Below are 15,628 nucleotides of genomic sequence, written 5' to 3'. Positions count from 1 at the left end.
GTCATCCCTCGAAGCGGTAGCCCATGCCGGGCTCGGTGATCAGATAGCGGGGGTGGGCGGGGTCCGTCTCCAGCTTGCGCCGCAGCTGGGCCATGTAGACCCGCAGGTAGTTGGTCTTGTTGGACTGGCTGACCCCCCAGACCTCCTGGAGCAGGTGCTTCTGGGTGATCAGCTTGCCGGGGTTGGTGATGAGGATCTCCAGCAGGTGCCATTCGGTCGGGGTCAGCCGTACGTCATGTCCGCCCCGTACGACCTTCTTGGCGAACAGATCGACGCTGAACTCGTCGGTCTCCACCACGGTCGCCTCGGGGACGAGCGGCACATCCTCGGTGCGCCGTACGGCGGCCCGTAGGCGGGCCAGGAGTTCGTTCATGTTGAAGGGCTTGGTGATGTAGTCGTCGGCGCCGGCGTCGAGCGCGGCGACCTTCTCCTCCGATGCCTGACGCGCCGACAGCACCAGGATGGGCACCCGGGTCCAGCCGCGCAGCGCCCTGATGACGTCGACCCCGTCCATGTCGGGCAGGCCGAGGTCGAGCATCACCACGTCGGGCTGGCGGGCGGCCGCGAGCCGGAGGGCTGTCGCGCCGTCCGGCGCGGCGTCCACGCCGTACTGGCGTGCCTGCATGTTGATCACGAGGGCCCGGACGAGCTGCGGGTCGTCCTCGACCACCAACACCCTGGTCATGGGTGTACGCCTTTCGTGTCGTACGGGCGGATGTGCGGACCGTGAACGGTCCGACCGGCCTCATGGCGGCGGGAGTCGGCGGAGCCGGGATTCCTTCCCGGTCGCCGACTCCCGTGTGTCTTCGTGGCTAACGCCATCAGCTCGTCTTCGCCACGAGGTCCTTGAGGGCGATGTTGAGTTCGAGGACGTTCACCCGGGGTTCGCCCATGAAGCCGAGGGTGCGGCCCTCGGTGTGGTCCTTGACCAGCTTCTCGACCTGGGCGACCGAAAGGCCGTTCTTGGCCGCGATCCGGTGGACCTGGATCTCGGCGTAGGCCGGGGAGATGTCCGGGTCCAGGCCGGAAGCGGAGGACGTGACCGCGTCGGCGGGCACCTCGGACGCCCTGACCGTGTAGCCGGCCACCGAGTTGTCCTTGATGACCGCAGCCTTGGCGTCCTCGACCTGCTTGATCAGGACCTTGTTGTCGGCGGACAGGTTCGTGGCCCCGGACAGCAGCAGCTTGTACTGCGTGTTGACGCTGTTGCTGCCCAGGCCGTTCTGCGGGCGGCCCTGGAACCACTTCAGGTCGGGATCGGGGGTCTCCTGGCCCTTCTTCAGCGGCAGGTTGTACGACTGCCCGATCAGGGACGAGCCGACGACCTTGCCGTCCGACTTGATCTCCGAGCCGTTCGCCTTGTTGTGGAACAGCGCCTGGGCGACGCCGGTGACCACCAAGGGGTAGATGACGCCGGTCACCAGGGTCAGCACCAGGAGGGCGCGCAGGCCCGCCCCGAGCAACCGGGCTGTGTTCGTAACGGAGTTGTTCATGGCGATCAACCGATTCCGGGGATCAGAGAGATGAGGAGGTCGATGAGCTTGATGCCGATGAACGGGGCGATCAGTCCGCCGATGCCGTAGATCGTCAGGTTGCGGCGCAGCATCTTGTCGGCGCTGACCGGCCGGTACTGCACGCCCTTCAGGGAGAGCGGCACCAGCGCGATGATGATCAGGGCGTTGAAGATGACCGCCGAGAGGATCGCGGAGTCCGGTGAGGACAGGCTCATGATGTTGAGCTTGTCCAGGCCCGGGTAGACGGCCGCGAACAGCGCCGGGATGATCGCGAAGTACTTCGCGACGTCGTTGGCGATGGAGAACGTCGTCAACGCGCCCCGGGTGATGAGGAGTTGCTTACCGATCTCGACGATCTCGATGAGCTTGGTCGGGTTGGAGTCGAGGTCGACCATGTTGCCGGCCTCCTTCGCGGCCGACGTCCCCGTGTTCATCGCCACCCCGACGTCCGCCTGGGCGAGGGCCGGTGCGTCGTTCGTACCGTCACCGGTCATCGCGACGAGCTTGCCGCCCGCCTGCTCCCGCTTGATCAGCGCCATCTTGTCCTCGGGAGTCGCCTCCGCGAGGAAGTCGTCGACCCCCGCCTCCTCGGCGATCGCCTTGGCCGTCAGCGGGTTGTCCCCCGTGATCATGACGGTCTTGATGCCCATGCGCCGCAGCTCGTCGAACCGCTCCCGCATGCCCTCCTTGACGACGTCCTTGAGATGGATGACACCCAGAACCCGGGCGCCCCGGTCGTCCTCGACGGCCACCAGCAGAGGCGTGCCGCCGGCCTCGGAGATGCGGTTGGAGAGCGTGTCCGCGTCCTCCGCGACGGTGCCGCCCTGCTCCTGCACCCAGGCGATGACCGAACCGGCCGCGCCCTTGCGGATCTTCTTGCCGTCCACGTCCACACCCGACATACGGGTCTGGGCGGTGAAGGCGATCCACTCCGCGCCGGCCAGCTCTCCTTGGTGGCGCTCCCGCAGCCCGTACTTCTCCTTCGCCAGTACGACGATGGAGCGGCCCTCGGGCGTCTCGTCGGCCAGCGAGGACAGCTGGGCGGCGTCGGCGACCTCGGCCTCGGTGGTGCCGGACACCGGCACGAACTCGGACGCCTGACGGTTGCCGAGGGTGATGGTGCCGGTCTTGTCGAGCAGCAACGTCGACACGTCACCCGCCGCCTCGACCGCCCGGCCGGACATGGCCAGGACGTTGCGCTGCACGAGGCGGTCCATGCCCGCGATGCCGATCGCGGAGAGCAGCGCACCGATGGTGGTCGGGATCAGGCAGACCAGTAGCGCCACCAGCACGACCATCGTCAGATGGGTGCCGGCGTAGTTGGCGAAGGGCGGCAGGGTGGCAACGGCCAGCAGGAAGACGATCGTCAGCGAGGCGAGGAGGATGTTCAGCGCGATCTCGTTGGGTGTCTTCTGCCGGGCGGCGCCCTCGACGAGGTTGATCATCCGGTCGATGAAGGTCTCGCCGGGCTTCGTCGTGATCTTGATGACAATGCGGTCGGAGAGCACCTTCGTGCCGCCGGTGACGGCACTGCGGTCGCCACCGGATTCGCGGATGACGGGCGCCGACTCGCCGGTGATCGCCGACTCGTCGACCGAGGCGACGCCCTCGACGACGTCCCCGTCACCGGGGATGATGTCCCCCGCCTCGCAGACCACCAGGTCACCGATGGTCAGCTCGGTGCCCGGCACCTGCTCCTCGGTCCTGCCTTCCTTGGACAGCCGCCGTGCCACTGTGTCGGTCTTGGCCTTGCGCAGGGTGTCGGCCTGCGCCTTGCCGCGGCCCTCGGCGACGGCCTCCGCGAGGTTCGCGAAGATCACGGTCAGCCACAGCCAGGCGCTGATCGCCCAGCCGAACCAGTCGCCCGGGTCCTTGAAGGAGAAGATCGTCGTCAGGACCGAGCCGACAAGGACCACGAACATCACGGGGGACTTGACCATCACCCGCGGATCGAGCTTGCGGAAGGCGTCCGGCAGCGACTTGAGCAGCTGCTTGGGGTCGAAGAGACCCGCGCCGACACGTCCTTCGGCGGGCTTGTGCCCGGTGGGTACGTCGCTGTGCGGCGCCCGGGTGGGAGTGACTGTGGACATCGAGTCCTCTTGGGGTTCCGTTCGGGTGCTCATGACGCCAGCCCCTCGGCCAGCGGACCCAGCGCGAGGGCCGGGAAATACGTCAGACCGGTGATGATCAGGATCGCGCCCACCAGTAGGCCGGTGAACAGCGGCTTTTCCGTGCGCAGGGTGCCCGCGGTGACCGGGACCGGCTTCTGCTCGGCGAGCGAGCCGGCCAGCGCCAGCACGAACACCATCGGCAGGAAGCGGCCGAGGATCATCGCCAGACCGGTCATGGTGTTGAACCAGTCGGTGTTCGCGTTCAGGCCCGCGAAGGCGGAGCCGTTGTTGTTCGAGGCGGATGTGAAGGCGTACAGCACCTCGGAGAAGCCGTGCGCGCCGGAGTTGAGCATCGAGTGCGGCGGCGTCGGCAGGGCCATGGAGGCCGCGGTGAAGATGAGCACCAGCGCCGGGGTGATCAGGATGTAGCAGGCCGCGAGCTTGATCTCGCGGGAACCGATCTTCTTGCCCAGGTACTCGGGTGTACGGCCGACCATCAGACCGGCGATGAACACCGCGATGACCGCCATGATCAGCATGCCGTAGAGGCCGGAGCCGGTACCGCCGGGCGCGATCTCGCCCAGCATCATGCCGAGCATGGTGATACCACCGCCGAGGCCGGTGAAGGAGGAGTGGAAGGAGTCCACCGCACCGGTCGAGGTGAGCGTGGTCGACACCGCGAAGATCGACGAGGAGCCGACACCGAACCGGGTCTCCTTGCCCTCCATCGCCCCGCCCGCCAGCTGCAACGCCGGTCCGTGGTGGGCAAACTCGGTCCACATCATCAGGACCGTGAAGCCGAGCCAGATGGTGGCCATCGTGGCGAGGATCGCGTAACCCTGCTTCACGCTCCCGACCATCACACCGAACGTCCGCGTCAAGGCGAACGGGATGACCAGCAGCAGGAAGATCTCGAAGAGGTTGGTGAACGGGCCGGGGTTCTCGAACGGGTGGGCCGAGTTGGCGTTGAAGTAGCCGCCACCGTTCGTACCGAACTCCTTGATGGCTTCCTGCGAGGCGACCGCCCCGCCGTTCCACTGCTGGTGGCCGCCCATGAACTGGCCGACCTCGTGGATACCGGAGAAGTTCTGGATCGCGCCGCACGCGACCAGCACGATCGCAGCGATCGCGGCGCCGGGCACCAGGATCCGGATGGTGCCGCGCACCAGGTCGGACCAGAAGTTGCCCAGTTCACCGGTGCGCGAGCGCGCGAAGCCGCGCACGAGCGCCACTGCGACGGCGATTCCTACGGCCGCCGAGACGAAGTTCTGCACTGCCAGACCGACGGTCTGCACGACGTGGCCCATGGTCTGCTCGCCGTAGTACGACTGCCAGTTGGTGTTCGTCACGAAGGACGCGGCGGTGTTGAACGCCTGCGCCGGGTTGACCGAGGAGAAGCCCATCGAGCCGGGCAGGATGCCCTGGAGCCGCTGCAGCAGGTAGAGGAAGAGGACGCTGACGGCGGAGAAGGCGAGCACACCGCGCAGGTACGCCGACCAGCGCATCTCGGCATCAGGGTTGGCACCGATGCCCTTGTAGATCCACTTCTCGACGCGCCAGTGCTTGTCGGAGGAGTAGACCTTGGCCATGTAGTTGCCGAGGGGGATGTAGGCGAGTGCCAGTGCGCCTATGAGGGCGAGCAGCTGGAGGAAGCCTGCGAGTACGGGACCCATGTCGTGGCTCAGAACCTCTCCGGGAAGATCAGGGCGAGGACGAGATAACCCAGCAGGGCGACGGCGACGACGAGGCCGACGATGTTCTCGGCGGTCACAGCTTCGTCACCCCCTTGGCGACGAGGGCCACCAGCGCGAAGACCGCGATCGTGGTGACGACGAAGGCCAGGTCGGCCATCGTGAGCTCCTGGAGGAGATTCGGGAATCCGCGAACGGATCGGACGAGTAGAGGAAACCCCGTCTTTGGCCGGATTCGAGCGCCGTTGACGGGTCCCATACGGCGGCCCGCACGCCTTTGACGGAACTCTGACGGCACCTGAGCCGACCTGGGTCAGAACCGGCCGTCGGCCGCGTCAGACGATCATGAAAGCCGGAAGCGCAGTCGACAGATCACCGCGTCCGTGTCGCGTCGCACTGCGTGCGCCACGAGCGCCCCGCGCTGGTTCTGCAGCAGTCGCTGCCACAGCCGCTCCGGCTCCACCTCGGGAATGAGCACGGTGACCCTGGCGTCCCGTTCGGCGGCGGCCGTCTCGCGAACGTACGTCGCGATCGGGCGGCCCAGCGAGCGATGCTCGGAGGCCAGCGGGATCAGCGGTACCCCGGGGTTCCAGGCCGCCCAGTCGCGGGCCAGGGTGAGGCTGTGGGCGCGGTCCTCGGGGTCGGGGTGGCAGACGGTGACCGCGCGGACCTCGTCGCCGAGGGAGACGGCGGCCGTCAGCGCCTCGGACGTGAGGCGGGAAAGCGACGACACCGGGACGATCACGATCGAGCGGTCGCGGTGCGGGGGTTCCGGGACGCGGCCGAGGCCCAACCGCTCGCCGATCCGGGCGTACGCGCGGTGGACGGTCTCGAAGGCTGCCACCAGCAGCGGCAGGGCGATCACGATCAGCCAGGCGCCCTCCTCGAACTTCGACGCCGTGACGACGACCGCCGAGATGCCGGTGAGGACGGCACCGAACCCGTTGAGCAGTGCCTTGCCCCGCCGGCCCGGCCCGCCCTCCAGCCGCCAGTGCCGGACCATGCCCACCTGGGCGACCGTGAACCCGACGAAGACGCCGATCGCGAACAGCGGCACCAGGGTGTTGGTGTCGCCGCCGGAGAAGACCAGCAGCGCGCCGGAGACCGCGGCCAGGGCCAGCACGCCGTGGCGGTGGACCTGCCGGTCGGCCTTCAGGGCGAACACGTGGGGCGCGTAGTTGTCGCGGGCCAGCAGCTTCAGCAGCACGGGCAGGCCGCCGAAGGAGGTGTTCGCGGACAGTGCCAGGAGGATCATCGTGGCGAACTGGATGACGTAGAAAGCCCAGTTGTGACCGAGTGAGGCATCGGCCAATTGGGCGAGGACCGTGACGCCCTGGACCGGCTGAAGATGGAAGCGGGAGATCAGCACCGACAGGCCGATCAGCATCACCCCGAGGACCGCGCCGAGCGCGACCTCCGCCCGCTGGGCGCGCTTGGCGCGCGGGACGCGGAAGGAGGGCACGGCGTTGGCAATGGCCTCCACGCCGGTCAGCGCGCTGCACCCGGAAGCGAAAGCTTTCAGCAACAGCAGGGCGCCGACTGTCGTGGCGTTGCCGGCGAGGGCGGAGGCGTGCCCGGCCGCGGCCGCAGCGCTCACCGGCCCGGAGCGGAAGAGCCCGACGACGATCAGCACGAAGATCGAGCCGACGAACACGACGGTCGGCACGATGAAGACCTTCGCCGACTCGACGATGCCGCGCAGGTTCACGGCTGTGATCAGCGCCAGCACCACCAGGCACAGCCACAGCCGCTCCCCGTACAGGGCGGGGAAGGCGGACGTCAGAGCGGCCACGCCCGCCGTCACGGCCACGGCGACATTGAGCACGTAGTCCAGCACCAGAGAGGCCGCCGCCACCAGGCTCGTACGCGCGCCCAGATGCGTCTTCGCGACGGCGTACGAACCGCCGCCGTCCGGGAAGGCCGCGATCACGTGCCGGTACGAGGCGACCAGCACCGCCAGCAGACCCGCGATCGCCAGCGTCACCGGCACCGTGAAGCCCAGCCCGTGCACTCCCGCTGTCGCCAGCACCAGTACGATCGCCTCGGGCCCATAAGCCACCGACGCCATCGCGTCCAGCGACAGAGCCGCCAGGCCGGTGACAGCGGTCAGGCGGTGACGCTCGCCGGTATCAGGCGGCTCCTCGCCGACGGGGACGGCGCCGGCTTCGGTGGTCAGGACGGACATGGTGCGTGCTCCTTCATCCAAGCCGCGCACGAGGGCTGCGGAGTGCGCGGTGCACTCAGGTTCTGTCCGTTTCCCGTTCTCTCCGACGGCTCCTTGCGGCATCTTCGCGCCGAAGGGCCCGACCTTGACGGGACCTTGACGCCTGTGTGATCCCGGTAACTGCGGTCGGCCCCGGTCAGGACAGCAACAGAGATGCGTCAGAGCCTCGTCAAGGTGACTGGCTGGGGTTCTCCGGCTCCCTACCGTCGTTCTCATGGCACGCCACGAAGAGGCGCAGGAAGGGCCACCCGCTGAGGCGGCGAACGACCTGCAGTGGGCACAGGAATTGACGGGCTCCGTTCGCTGCGCGGCGGTACTGCTCGCCCTGCTGCTCGTCGTCGACTGGGGAACCGGCCGGCTCTCCCTCTGGCGCACCACGCTCTGGCTCGCCCTGGCGGGGCTGCTGTTCGTCGCGCTCTACCCCGCCCGCGTGTCTGCCGGAGAGGGCTGGCTGTCGTCCCGTCGGCTGCTGCGTACCCGCCGGGTCCGTACCGATGCGCTGGTATCCGTTCGCTGCCTGGACGGGAAGTCCGCGGCCGACGGCGTGCTGCTGTGCGGCGGGACCGCATTGCACCTGATCTCCCTGCGCATCGAGCAGGAGACCGCCCGCGCCGTATTCAAAGCCTCCGGCCTTGAGTGAGGGGCGGGGTGGACCGGACTGTGGACCATCCCTCCCTTACGGGCCCGGCCGTGTCCAGAGCCGCACCCGTCTGGTCAGCCGGCGTCACCGCGACGAGACGGGCCTGCAGCGGCGCTACGGGCCCCGGTCCGGGGGTGAGCATGAAGCGGCCGAGGTAGTGCCCGTTGCCGTAGGCGCGCAGCTCGATCTCTCCCTCGGGCCAGCCGTCGCCGTCCACGTCCCAGGGGCGTCGGCCGGCCGTCACGCTGCCGTCCTTCTGCAGCCTGGGTGGCCGGCCGATGAGGGTGCCGTACTCGAAGCGGCAGGCACTGAGGCCGAGCAGGTCGGTCAGTTCGCGGCGGACTTGGTCGACCACGGTGTCGGCGGAGTTGGCCGACGGGCGAGGGCAGCCGTGCGGTGGATGCGGGAGAGGTGAGCCGCGTCGGTCACCGTGATGACCTCCAAATGGCGGGCCCGTGCGGCCAGTTGGGAGACGATGACGCCGACGACCAGCAGCAGGACCGCCGTCTCGACGTCGGCCGACGCGCTGATGTCGAACGTCTCGTACGGCCGCGTCAAAAAGAAGTCGAACCAGGCCGCCGCCGACAGCACCGCGAGCACCCCCGCCGTACGGCTGCCCAGCGCGGCGACCGCGACAACCACCACGACCAGGACGAGCCCGGCAGTGGTGTGGGAGAGGTCCGCGCGGAACGGCACCAGCGCCGGCGCCACCAGGAGAGGAGCGACCAGACCCGCCGCCAGGGCGAGTTGGTCCCGCAGTGGCCACACGGGCGCGGGACGCGGCCCCTTCGTGCGGTGTGGCAGACGCCATGTGCCGGTCTCGGTGCTCATCAGACCCCTCCTACGCTCTGCGCACCACGGGGGTGCAGGCACGTCGCCTGTTCGTCGTCCGGTTCCGCGAAGGGCAGCGACACGACCATGGTCAGACCGCCGCCGGGGGTGTCCTCGGGGGTGAGGGTCCCGTCCATCGCCTCGGTCAGGCCGCGGGCGAGGGCCAGTCCGAGGCCGAGGCCGGTGGTGTTGTCGGTGTCGCCGAGCCGCTGGAACGGCTCGAAGAGCCGGTCCCGGCCGTCGGCAGGAAGGCCCGGCCCCCGGTCGACGACGCGCAGCTCCACCCGGCCGGCCAGGGTGCTGGCGGTCACCAGCACCTTCTCTCCCGGAGGGGTGTGGCGTGCGGCGTTGGTGACCAGGTTGGCGATCACCCGCTCCAGCAGCGGCGGGTCGGCCCGTACGGCCGGGATCTCCTCCGCGTCCGTCATCTCGACGCCGGGCGTGTCCGCGAGTGCCATCGGGAGGACCTCCTCCAGCGTGGTGGCCCGGAGATTGAGGGTGAGCGCTCCGGCTTCCAGTCGGCTGAGGTCGAGGAGGTTCTCGACCAGCCGATTGAGCTTGGCCATGGACTCGTCGGCGGTGGCGAGGAGTTCGTCGCGGTCCTCCGGGGAGAACTCGACGTCATGGCTGCGCAGCGAGGTGACCGCGGCCCAGCCGGCAGCGAGCGGGGTACGCAGGTCGTGGCCGACCGCCCGCAGCAGGGCCGTACGCAGCCGGTCGGCGGCCTTGACCGGCTCCACCTCGGCGGCTGCCTCGGCGAGCCGGGCCCGCTCCACGGCCGAGCCGACGTGCGCGGCGAACGCGGCCAGCACCCGGCGCTCGGAGGACGAAAGGGTGCGGCCGCGCAGGACGAGATACGCGCCGGGACCGGCCGGTACGGCCGTGGCGCCGTCGGTGTCGGGCGGTTCGTCCACCAGCTCGGCCGACTCCATGCCGAAGGTCTCCCGGGTGCGCTCCAGCAGCGCCGGGATGGTCGCACCACCGCGCACGATGCTGCCCGCCAGGGACGACATGGTCTCGGCCTCGGCGGCGGCCCGCGCCGAGCGCCGGGACAGCCGCAGGGAGCGGTCGACGACGGCGGCCACGGTCGCCGCCACGACCGCGAACACGGTCAGCGCCAGCAGGGCGTTGGGGTCGTCCAGGGTGAAGGAGCCGATGGGCGGAACGAACCAGTAGTTGAGCAGCACCGACGCCGTCAGCGACGCGATCACCGCCGAGGCGACCCCGCCGATGCAGGCCACGCCCACCACGGTGAGCAGGAACAGCAGGGCCTCACTGGTCAGGTTCAGGGCCCCGCGCACCTGTGCCAGGGCTGCGGTGAGCAGCACCGGCAGTACCAGCCCGGCCACCGGGCCCGCGATCAGCCGGGCCGGTGACAGGGTGCGCCGCCGCGACGGCAGGAGGGCCCCGCGCCCGGCCCGCTCGTGCGTGACCCGGTGGACGTCGATGTCGCCGGACAGCTCGGTCACGGTCTCCCCGGTGCCCGGGCCGGTCAGGAACCGTTCGAGGCGGCCGCGACGGCTGGTGCCGAGGACGAGCTGAGTGGCGTTCTCGGCGCGGGCGAAGTCCACCAGCGTGTGCGCGATGTCGTCGCCGACCACCGAGTGGTAGCTGCCGCCCAGGTCTTCGACGAGCCTGCGCTGCCGGGCCAGCGAGGCATGCGAGACACCGGCCGCGAGGCCGTCGCTGCGGGTCACGTGCACGGCGAGCAGGTCGCCGCCGGCCGACCGGGCGGCGATCCGGGCGGCCCGCCGGATCAGCGTGTCCCCCTCCGGGCCGCCGGTCAGGGCCACCACGACCCGCTCCCGGGTCTCCCACACGCTCCCGATGGCGTGCTCGGCCCGATAGCTGGTCAGCGCCTCGTCCACCCGGTCGGCCACCCACAGCAGCGCCAGCTGCCGCAGTGCGGTCAGGTTGCCGGGCCTGAAATAGTTCGCGAGAGCGGCGTCGATCTTCTCCGGGGCATAGATGTTGCCGTGCGCCATCCGACGGCGCAGCCCCTCCGGCGGGATGTCCACCAGCTCGACCTGGTCGGCGCGCCGTACGACCTCGTCGGGCACCGTCTCGTGCTGCGGCACCCCGGTGATCTTCTCGACCACGTCGTTGAGAGAGGCCAGGTGCTGGACGTTGACCGCGGTGATGACGTCGACACCGGCGTCGAGCAGGGCCTCGATGTCCTGCCAGCGCTTGGGATTGCGGCCCTCGCCGGGGACGTTGCTGCGGGCGAACTCGTCGACGATCGCGACCTGCGGGCGCCGCGCGAGGACAGCGGCCAGGTCCATCTCCTGGAAGTGTCCGCCGCGGTAGGAGCAGCGGGCACGCGGGACGACCTCCAGGCCGTCGAGCATCGCCTCCGTGCGCGGGCGCCCGTGGCACTCCGCGAACCCCACCACCACGTCCGCCCCGCGGGCGGCACGGCGCCGGCCCTCGTCGAGCATGCGGTAGGTCTTGCCCACTCCGGGGGCCGCCCCGAGGTAGACCTTCAGTCGTCCGGGCCGTACGTCACTCATCGCCGTCGACGCGCTCCGCTCACTGGATCAACTCCCCCGCCCACGACGGGGGCTCCTCCTAAGGAAGCCCTTTCGCAGCCCGACGGGGGTGCGTGTTAGCGCTTCCTTGGCGCCGGAACCCGGGACCTTGACACTGCCTTGACGTGACCTGGCCCGATAGGGTGAAGGCGGTGTGCCGGGAAGTCTGGTCGGCCGGGAGCCGGGGCGGTTTCCGTGGAGGGCCCCAGGGGGACGGCATGCGCGCAGTAGGGACGGTTCTCGCCCTCGTGGTCCTCGCCACGGTGGTGGCGACCTTCGCACGAAGGTGGCGCATTCCCGCCCCTTCCCTCCTCGTGCTCGCCGGCCTCGGCGTGGCGCTGCTGCCGGGCACCCCGCAGATCGAGATCAGCCCCGAGATCATCGGCCTGGTGGTGCTGCCGCCGCTGCTGTACGCCTCCGCCGAGGAGATGCCCTGGCGCGAGCTGCACGCGGTGTGGAAGCCGGTCGGCATACTCGCCATCGGCCTGGTCCTCGCCTCCGCGGCGGCCGTGGGTGTGGTGGCTGCGCTGGTGACACCCTTGTCCTGGCAGATGGCGTTCGTGCTGGGCGCGATCCTGGCCAGCACCGACCCGGTCGCGGTCACCGCCCTGGGCAGACGGCTCGCCCTGCCGCCCAAGGTCCAGGTCCTCGTCCAGGCGGAGAGCCTCTTCAACGACGCGACCTCACTGGTGCTGGTCCGGGTGGCGGCCGGAATCGCCGTGGCCTCCGCAGCCGCCAACTGGGGTGCGGCAGGCGGTGAGTTCCTACTGCTGGCGGGCGGCGGCACACTCATCGGTGCCGCAGTGGCCGGTGTGATCACCCTGATCCGGCGACGCACCGAGGACCCGGTTCTGGAGACGGTGATCGCCCTGGTCACCCCGTATGCCGCCTACCTGCTCGCGGAGGCCGCGCACACCTCCGGCGTGACCTCGTGCGTGGTCGCCGGTGTGGTCCTCGGCGGCCGGGGCGACCGCCTCACCAACGCCCGCATCCGCCTCCAGCTGCACGCCGTGTACGGCACGGTCGTGTTCCTGCTGGAGAGCGTGGTGTTCTCCCTCATCGGGTTGGCGCTGCCCGCACAGGTGCGGGCGCTGGCCGACGGCGACCGGTCCTGGCCGCTCTACGCGCTCGCCGTCGCCGGCACGCTCATCGCCGTCCGCATGCTGTGGCTGGCGCCGCTGTCGGCGGTGGTGCAGCGCAAGGGCGGCATCAACCGCATGAACTGGCGGGTGCCGGTGGTGCTGACGTGGGCGGGCACCCGGGGCGTGATGCCGCTGGCGGCCGCCCTGTCCATCCCGGAGATCGCAAAGGACGGCACCGCGCTCGCAGACCGCCCGCTCGTCCTCGTCCTGACCACCTCGGTGGTGGTGGTCACCCTCGTCGTGCAGGGCTTCACCCTCGCGCCCGTCGTGCGCCGCTCGGGCATCGCCCTGGAACCCGCCCACACCGCGCGCGAGGAGGCCGAGGCCCGCTCCCGCCTCGCCCACGCCGGCCTGGCCCGGCTGGAGGAACTCGCGGAGCTGGAGGTCGTGTCGGACATCGTCCTCGACCGGCTGCGCCGCGGCCTCACCGCCCGCCTCGACGATGCCCGCGACCGCCTCACGGAACAGAACGGCACCGCGGTCGCGACCGAGTCGGCCGACTTGGTCTACCGCCAGCTGCGCCGCGACCTGATCGCCGTCGAGACGGTCGAACTCCAGCGCCTGTACGACTCCCACACCATCAGCGACGCCACCCGCCGCCGACTGCAGCGCTCCCTGGATCTGGAGGAGGCCCGGCTGGCGGACTCCTAGCGGAACTCGGCCAGCCTGGGCCGCAATCCGAGGGCCGTGAGAGTGGCGGCGGCGAGCAGCAACCCGACCATCCAGGGCAACAGGCCGTTGATGGTCGAACGGCCCGCGTCGACCGAGCCCGTGAAATGGGCGCGGTTGATGTCGGTCACCTTGCCCAGCGCCGCCATCCACGACCCGAAGTGCGCGTTGGACATCCCCGGCTGCCAGTTGATGCAGAAGGCGACCGCCTCGCTTTCCTTGCCGTCGGCCAGCAGGGCGCGGATCCTCCGGTCGTCGCGCTGGTAGACGGCGTACGTCTGGACCGTCTCCTCGGCCGCAGCCCGCTCGCCGGGGAAGGTGATGTTGTCCAGCTCGCGGCGGAACTCGCCGGTGAAGCGCAGGTCGCGGTGGTCGGACTCGTACGCCTGCCAGGTGGTGGCGAGTTGGGAGTCGTACGTCGGCAAGGTCGCGTCCTTGAGGCCGTACAGCGCCTGCGACTTGGCGAGGAAAGACGTGGCGTACTGATCGCGTCGTTGCGGATCGAGGAGGTAGCGGCTCTCGTCGGCGTTGGCGTCGTAGGCGATGGCGCGAGCTCGGGAGAGGGCGACGACGGAGTCGAAGGCGTCGCGGCGAGCGCCGCGCAGATGGGCGGAGGTGGCCGACAGCATCTGGGAACCGAGGATCGCCGCAAGCAGGGTGAAGACCGTGGCGGCCAGCACGCCGGGGTTGAGGATGCGCCGGAAGCTGCGGGCCAGGTACCACTGCAGGAAGCCGAGCACGGCCAGCAGCAGCACGGCGAGCGCGACGACGGCGAGGAGCTGGCCGGAGAGAGTGGAGCGCGCCGTGCTGTACTCCTCGTCGAACGAGCTGTCGTTGGAGGAGACCAACGAGCGTGCCGCTGGCAGGAGTTGCTGCTGAAGAAGGTCGGTGGCCCGGCGGTAGTCGACGAGTGCGGCCGCCTTGCCGCCGCGGTGCCCGTCGTTCTCCAGGGCCCGGCCGATGAGTTCCTGGTATTCGGCGAAGTCGTCGGTGAGCGACTCCACGGTCTTCTCGTCGCCGCGGTTGCCCTGCGCCGCGACCGCGAGGGTGCGCAGTTCATGTCCGATCTCGCGCCGGGCGTTCCCGTAGAAGCCGAGCGCCTTGTCGTACGGGGTTGACGATCGCCCCTTGCCGCCGTCGCCGCTGGACAGCAGGATGTTGGCGGCCTGGGCGTCCATGTCGTTCAGGGCGAGGTTGAGGTCGGCCGCGCTGGTGGTGCGGGGCGCGTCGCGGTCGGCGACGCTGCTCCAGGTGCCCAGGGCCGACAGTCCTGCCAGGATCAGCAGCAGGCCCAGCGCGGTGGCGAGCAGGACCGTGGCCGCGCGCAGGAGGCGCAGCCGCGCGGGCACGGTGGCCCAGTAGCGGCGGCGCAGAGCGGCCCACGCGGCCACGGTCTGCAGCCCTGGGCTGCCCGAACGCGGCGCCCCGAGTGGCCGCGGTCCCGGGCTGCCGCCCGGCGGGGTGAGCGTCGGCTGCGAACCGGCCTCCGGCTGAGGTCTGTGCGATGTACCGGCCGTAAGGGTCACGGTCCCTCCCGCGTCATGCCACGGACGGTCGCCCGTCCCCCCGTTGCGATCAGTCTGCGACCGGTTCAGGCCACGGGCGGGCGGCGTTGACGCCCCTCTGACGGCGCGCCAGGTTTGTTTGACGCGCCTTTGACGCCGCTGGTGCCGGACCCGTATGAAGGCCGCAAATTCCGTGTTGAACACGGTTGTTCGGGCGTCTGTCGTGGATAGGTTCTTGTCGTCCGCCGAGGCCGGGGCGTCAACGGCCTCACCGGCTCCGGAGTCCCCAATCCGAACGCTGGTCGCGGCGGCCAGGTGCATGTCCCGAAGACAAGCACCAGCGTGTGGCGTCCCGTCGTCTTCCCGCGTCGACGTCCGCGCACCCCGTGCGGTGCCGGCTTCCGGCACCGCACGGGCCCGCGCGCTTCTTCCCGTCCACCGACCAGTCCGTCGGCATGCCCTGACGCGTGCCACGCCGAACGACGAAGGATCGCCCGCTCCGGCCTCATCACCCACCTCGTCGAGCAGCCGACCGTCGCCTCCGACGCGGCCCGCTTCCGCCTGCAGGCCATGGCGGACCACACGAACGACGACCTCGACACGACGATCGGCATCCTCGACACCTGCATACGCGCGGCCCGGCAGGCCATCGCCACGCGCCGCTGAGCCCGCACGCACTCCGGCGGCCTGGCGGCCCCCTCTTGTCGGGGCGCCGCCCGGTCGCTCTTAACGCCATCTTGACGCATCCGGACCACGCCCCCGTGGGCCCACAC

14 protein-coding genes are annotated in these 15,628 nt (G+C 70.2%); 3 read left to right on the top strand and 11 right to left on the bottom strand.

The genetic code is table 11. The features are described 5' to 3' along the window. Window position 1: 1 nt before the first annotated feature. The 7 genes from ACFY1U_RS43955 to ACFY1U_RS43925 form a co-directional block, all read right to left on the bottom strand. Window positions 2–685 carry a response regulator gene (locus ACFY1U_RS43955; RefSeq protein ID WP_390699701.1) on the bottom strand — a complete coding sequence of 228 codons (684 nt, stop codon included), beginning with the start codon at window positions 683–685 and terminating at the stop codon, window positions 2–4. Window positions 686–821: 136 nt separating this feature from the next. Continuing rightward, complete coding sequence (locus ACFY1U_RS43950; protein ID WP_390699700.1) at window positions 822–1,493, bottom strand: potassium-transporting ATPase subunit C; 672 nt, start codon at window positions 1,491–1,493, stop codon at window positions 822–824. A 5-nt stretch (window positions 1,494–1,498) separates the two neighbouring features. Then, window positions 1,499–3,637: a potassium-transporting ATPase subunit KdpB gene (gene kdpB / locus ACFY1U_RS43945; protein WP_390699699.1), complete on the bottom strand. Its 2,139-nt coding sequence runs from the start codon at window positions 3,635–3,637 to the stop codon at window positions 1,499–1,501. After that, the gene (gene kdpA / locus ACFY1U_RS43940) at window positions 3,634–5,298 is read right to left on the bottom strand and encodes a potassium-transporting ATPase subunit KdpA (protein WP_390699698.1); all 1,665 of its coding nucleotides are present in this window, start codon (window positions 5,296–5,298) and stop codon (window positions 3,634–3,636) included. Before kdpA ends, kdpB begins: the two co-directional genes overlap by 4 nt. A gap of 8 nt (window positions 5,299–5,306) precedes the next feature. Then, a complete protein-coding gene (gene kdpF / locus ACFY1U_RS43935; RefSeq protein WP_016434100.1) occupies window positions 5,307–5,396 on the bottom strand; it encodes a K(+)-transporting ATPase subunit F in 90 nt (29 codons plus the stop codon). Further along, window positions 5,393–5,575, bottom strand: a complete 183-nt coding sequence (locus ACFY1U_RS43930; protein WP_390699697.1) for a hypothetical protein — start codon at window positions 5,573–5,575, stop codon at window positions 5,393–5,395. Before ACFY1U_RS43930 ends, kdpF begins: the two co-directional genes overlap by 4 nt. 84 nt (window positions 5,576–5,659) lie before the next feature. Beyond that, window positions 5,660–7,501, bottom strand: coding sequence for an APC family permease (locus ACFY1U_RS43925; RefSeq protein WP_390699696.1), 1,842 nt, complete (start codon window positions 7,499–7,501; stop codon window positions 5,660–5,662). A gap of 253 nt (window positions 7,502–7,754) precedes the next feature. Here ACFY1U_RS43925 and ACFY1U_RS43920 point away from each other — a divergent pair, with 253 nt between their 5' ends. Then, the gene (locus ACFY1U_RS43920; protein ID WP_390699695.1) at window positions 7,755–8,180 is read left to right on the top strand and encodes a hypothetical protein; all 426 of its coding nucleotides are present in this window, start codon (window positions 7,755–7,757) and stop codon (window positions 8,178–8,180) included. On the opposite strand, the gene ACFY1U_RS43915 is transcribed toward ACFY1U_RS43920, so the two are convergent. From ACFY1U_RS43915 to ACFY1U_RS43905, 3 genes are read right to left on the bottom strand one after another with little or no spacing between them, the layout of a single operon-like run. Next, complete coding sequence (locus ACFY1U_RS43915) at window positions 8,158–8,535, bottom strand: hypothetical protein (RefSeq protein ID WP_390699694.1); 378 nt, start codon at window positions 8,533–8,535, stop codon at window positions 8,158–8,160. The genes ACFY1U_RS43920 and ACFY1U_RS43915 overlap by 23 nt on opposite strands. Then, window positions 8,508–9,011 carry a DUF4118 domain-containing protein gene (locus ACFY1U_RS43910; RefSeq protein WP_390699693.1) on the bottom strand — a complete coding sequence of 168 codons (504 nt, stop codon included), beginning with the start codon at window positions 9,009–9,011 and terminating at the stop codon, window positions 8,508–8,510. The genes ACFY1U_RS43915 and ACFY1U_RS43910 overlap by 28 nt, the downstream gene beginning before the upstream one ends. After that, window positions 9,011–11,521, bottom strand: a complete 2,511-nt coding sequence (locus ACFY1U_RS43905) for an ATP-binding protein (protein WP_390699692.1) — start codon at window positions 11,519–11,521, stop codon at window positions 9,011–9,013. The genes ACFY1U_RS43910 and ACFY1U_RS43905 overlap by 1 nt, the downstream gene beginning before the upstream one ends. Window positions 11,522–11,757: 236 nt before the next feature. Between ACFY1U_RS43905 and ACFY1U_RS43900 the strand changes: the two genes are divergently transcribed. Beyond that, a complete protein-coding gene (locus tag ACFY1U_RS43900) occupies window positions 11,758–13,332 on the top strand; it encodes a Na+/H+ antiporter (RefSeq protein WP_390699691.1) in 1,575 nt (524 codons plus the stop codon). On the opposite strand, the gene ACFY1U_RS43895 is transcribed toward ACFY1U_RS43900, so the two are convergent. Continuing rightward, complete coding sequence (locus ACFY1U_RS43895; protein WP_390699690.1) at window positions 13,329–14,876, bottom strand: hypothetical protein; 1,548 nt, start codon at window positions 14,874–14,876, stop codon at window positions 13,329–13,331. The two genes, ACFY1U_RS43900 and ACFY1U_RS43895, sit on opposite strands and share 4 nt — an antisense overlap. Before the next feature lie 321 nt (window positions 14,877–15,197). Here ACFY1U_RS43895 and ACFY1U_RS43890 point away from each other — a divergent pair, with 321 nt between their 5' ends. Next, window positions 15,198–15,521, top strand: a complete 324-nt coding sequence (locus ACFY1U_RS43890; RefSeq protein WP_390699689.1) for a hypothetical protein — start codon at window positions 15,198–15,200, stop codon at window positions 15,519–15,521. Window positions 15,522–15,628 lie beyond the last annotated feature (107 nt).

Source organism: Streptomyces sp. NPDC001351 (assembly GCF_042896045.1).
Taxonomy (GTDB): domain Bacteria; phylum Actinomycetota; class Actinomycetes; order Streptomycetales; family Streptomycetaceae; genus Streptomyces.
This window is presented reverse-complemented; position numbering and strand designations above follow the sequence as displayed.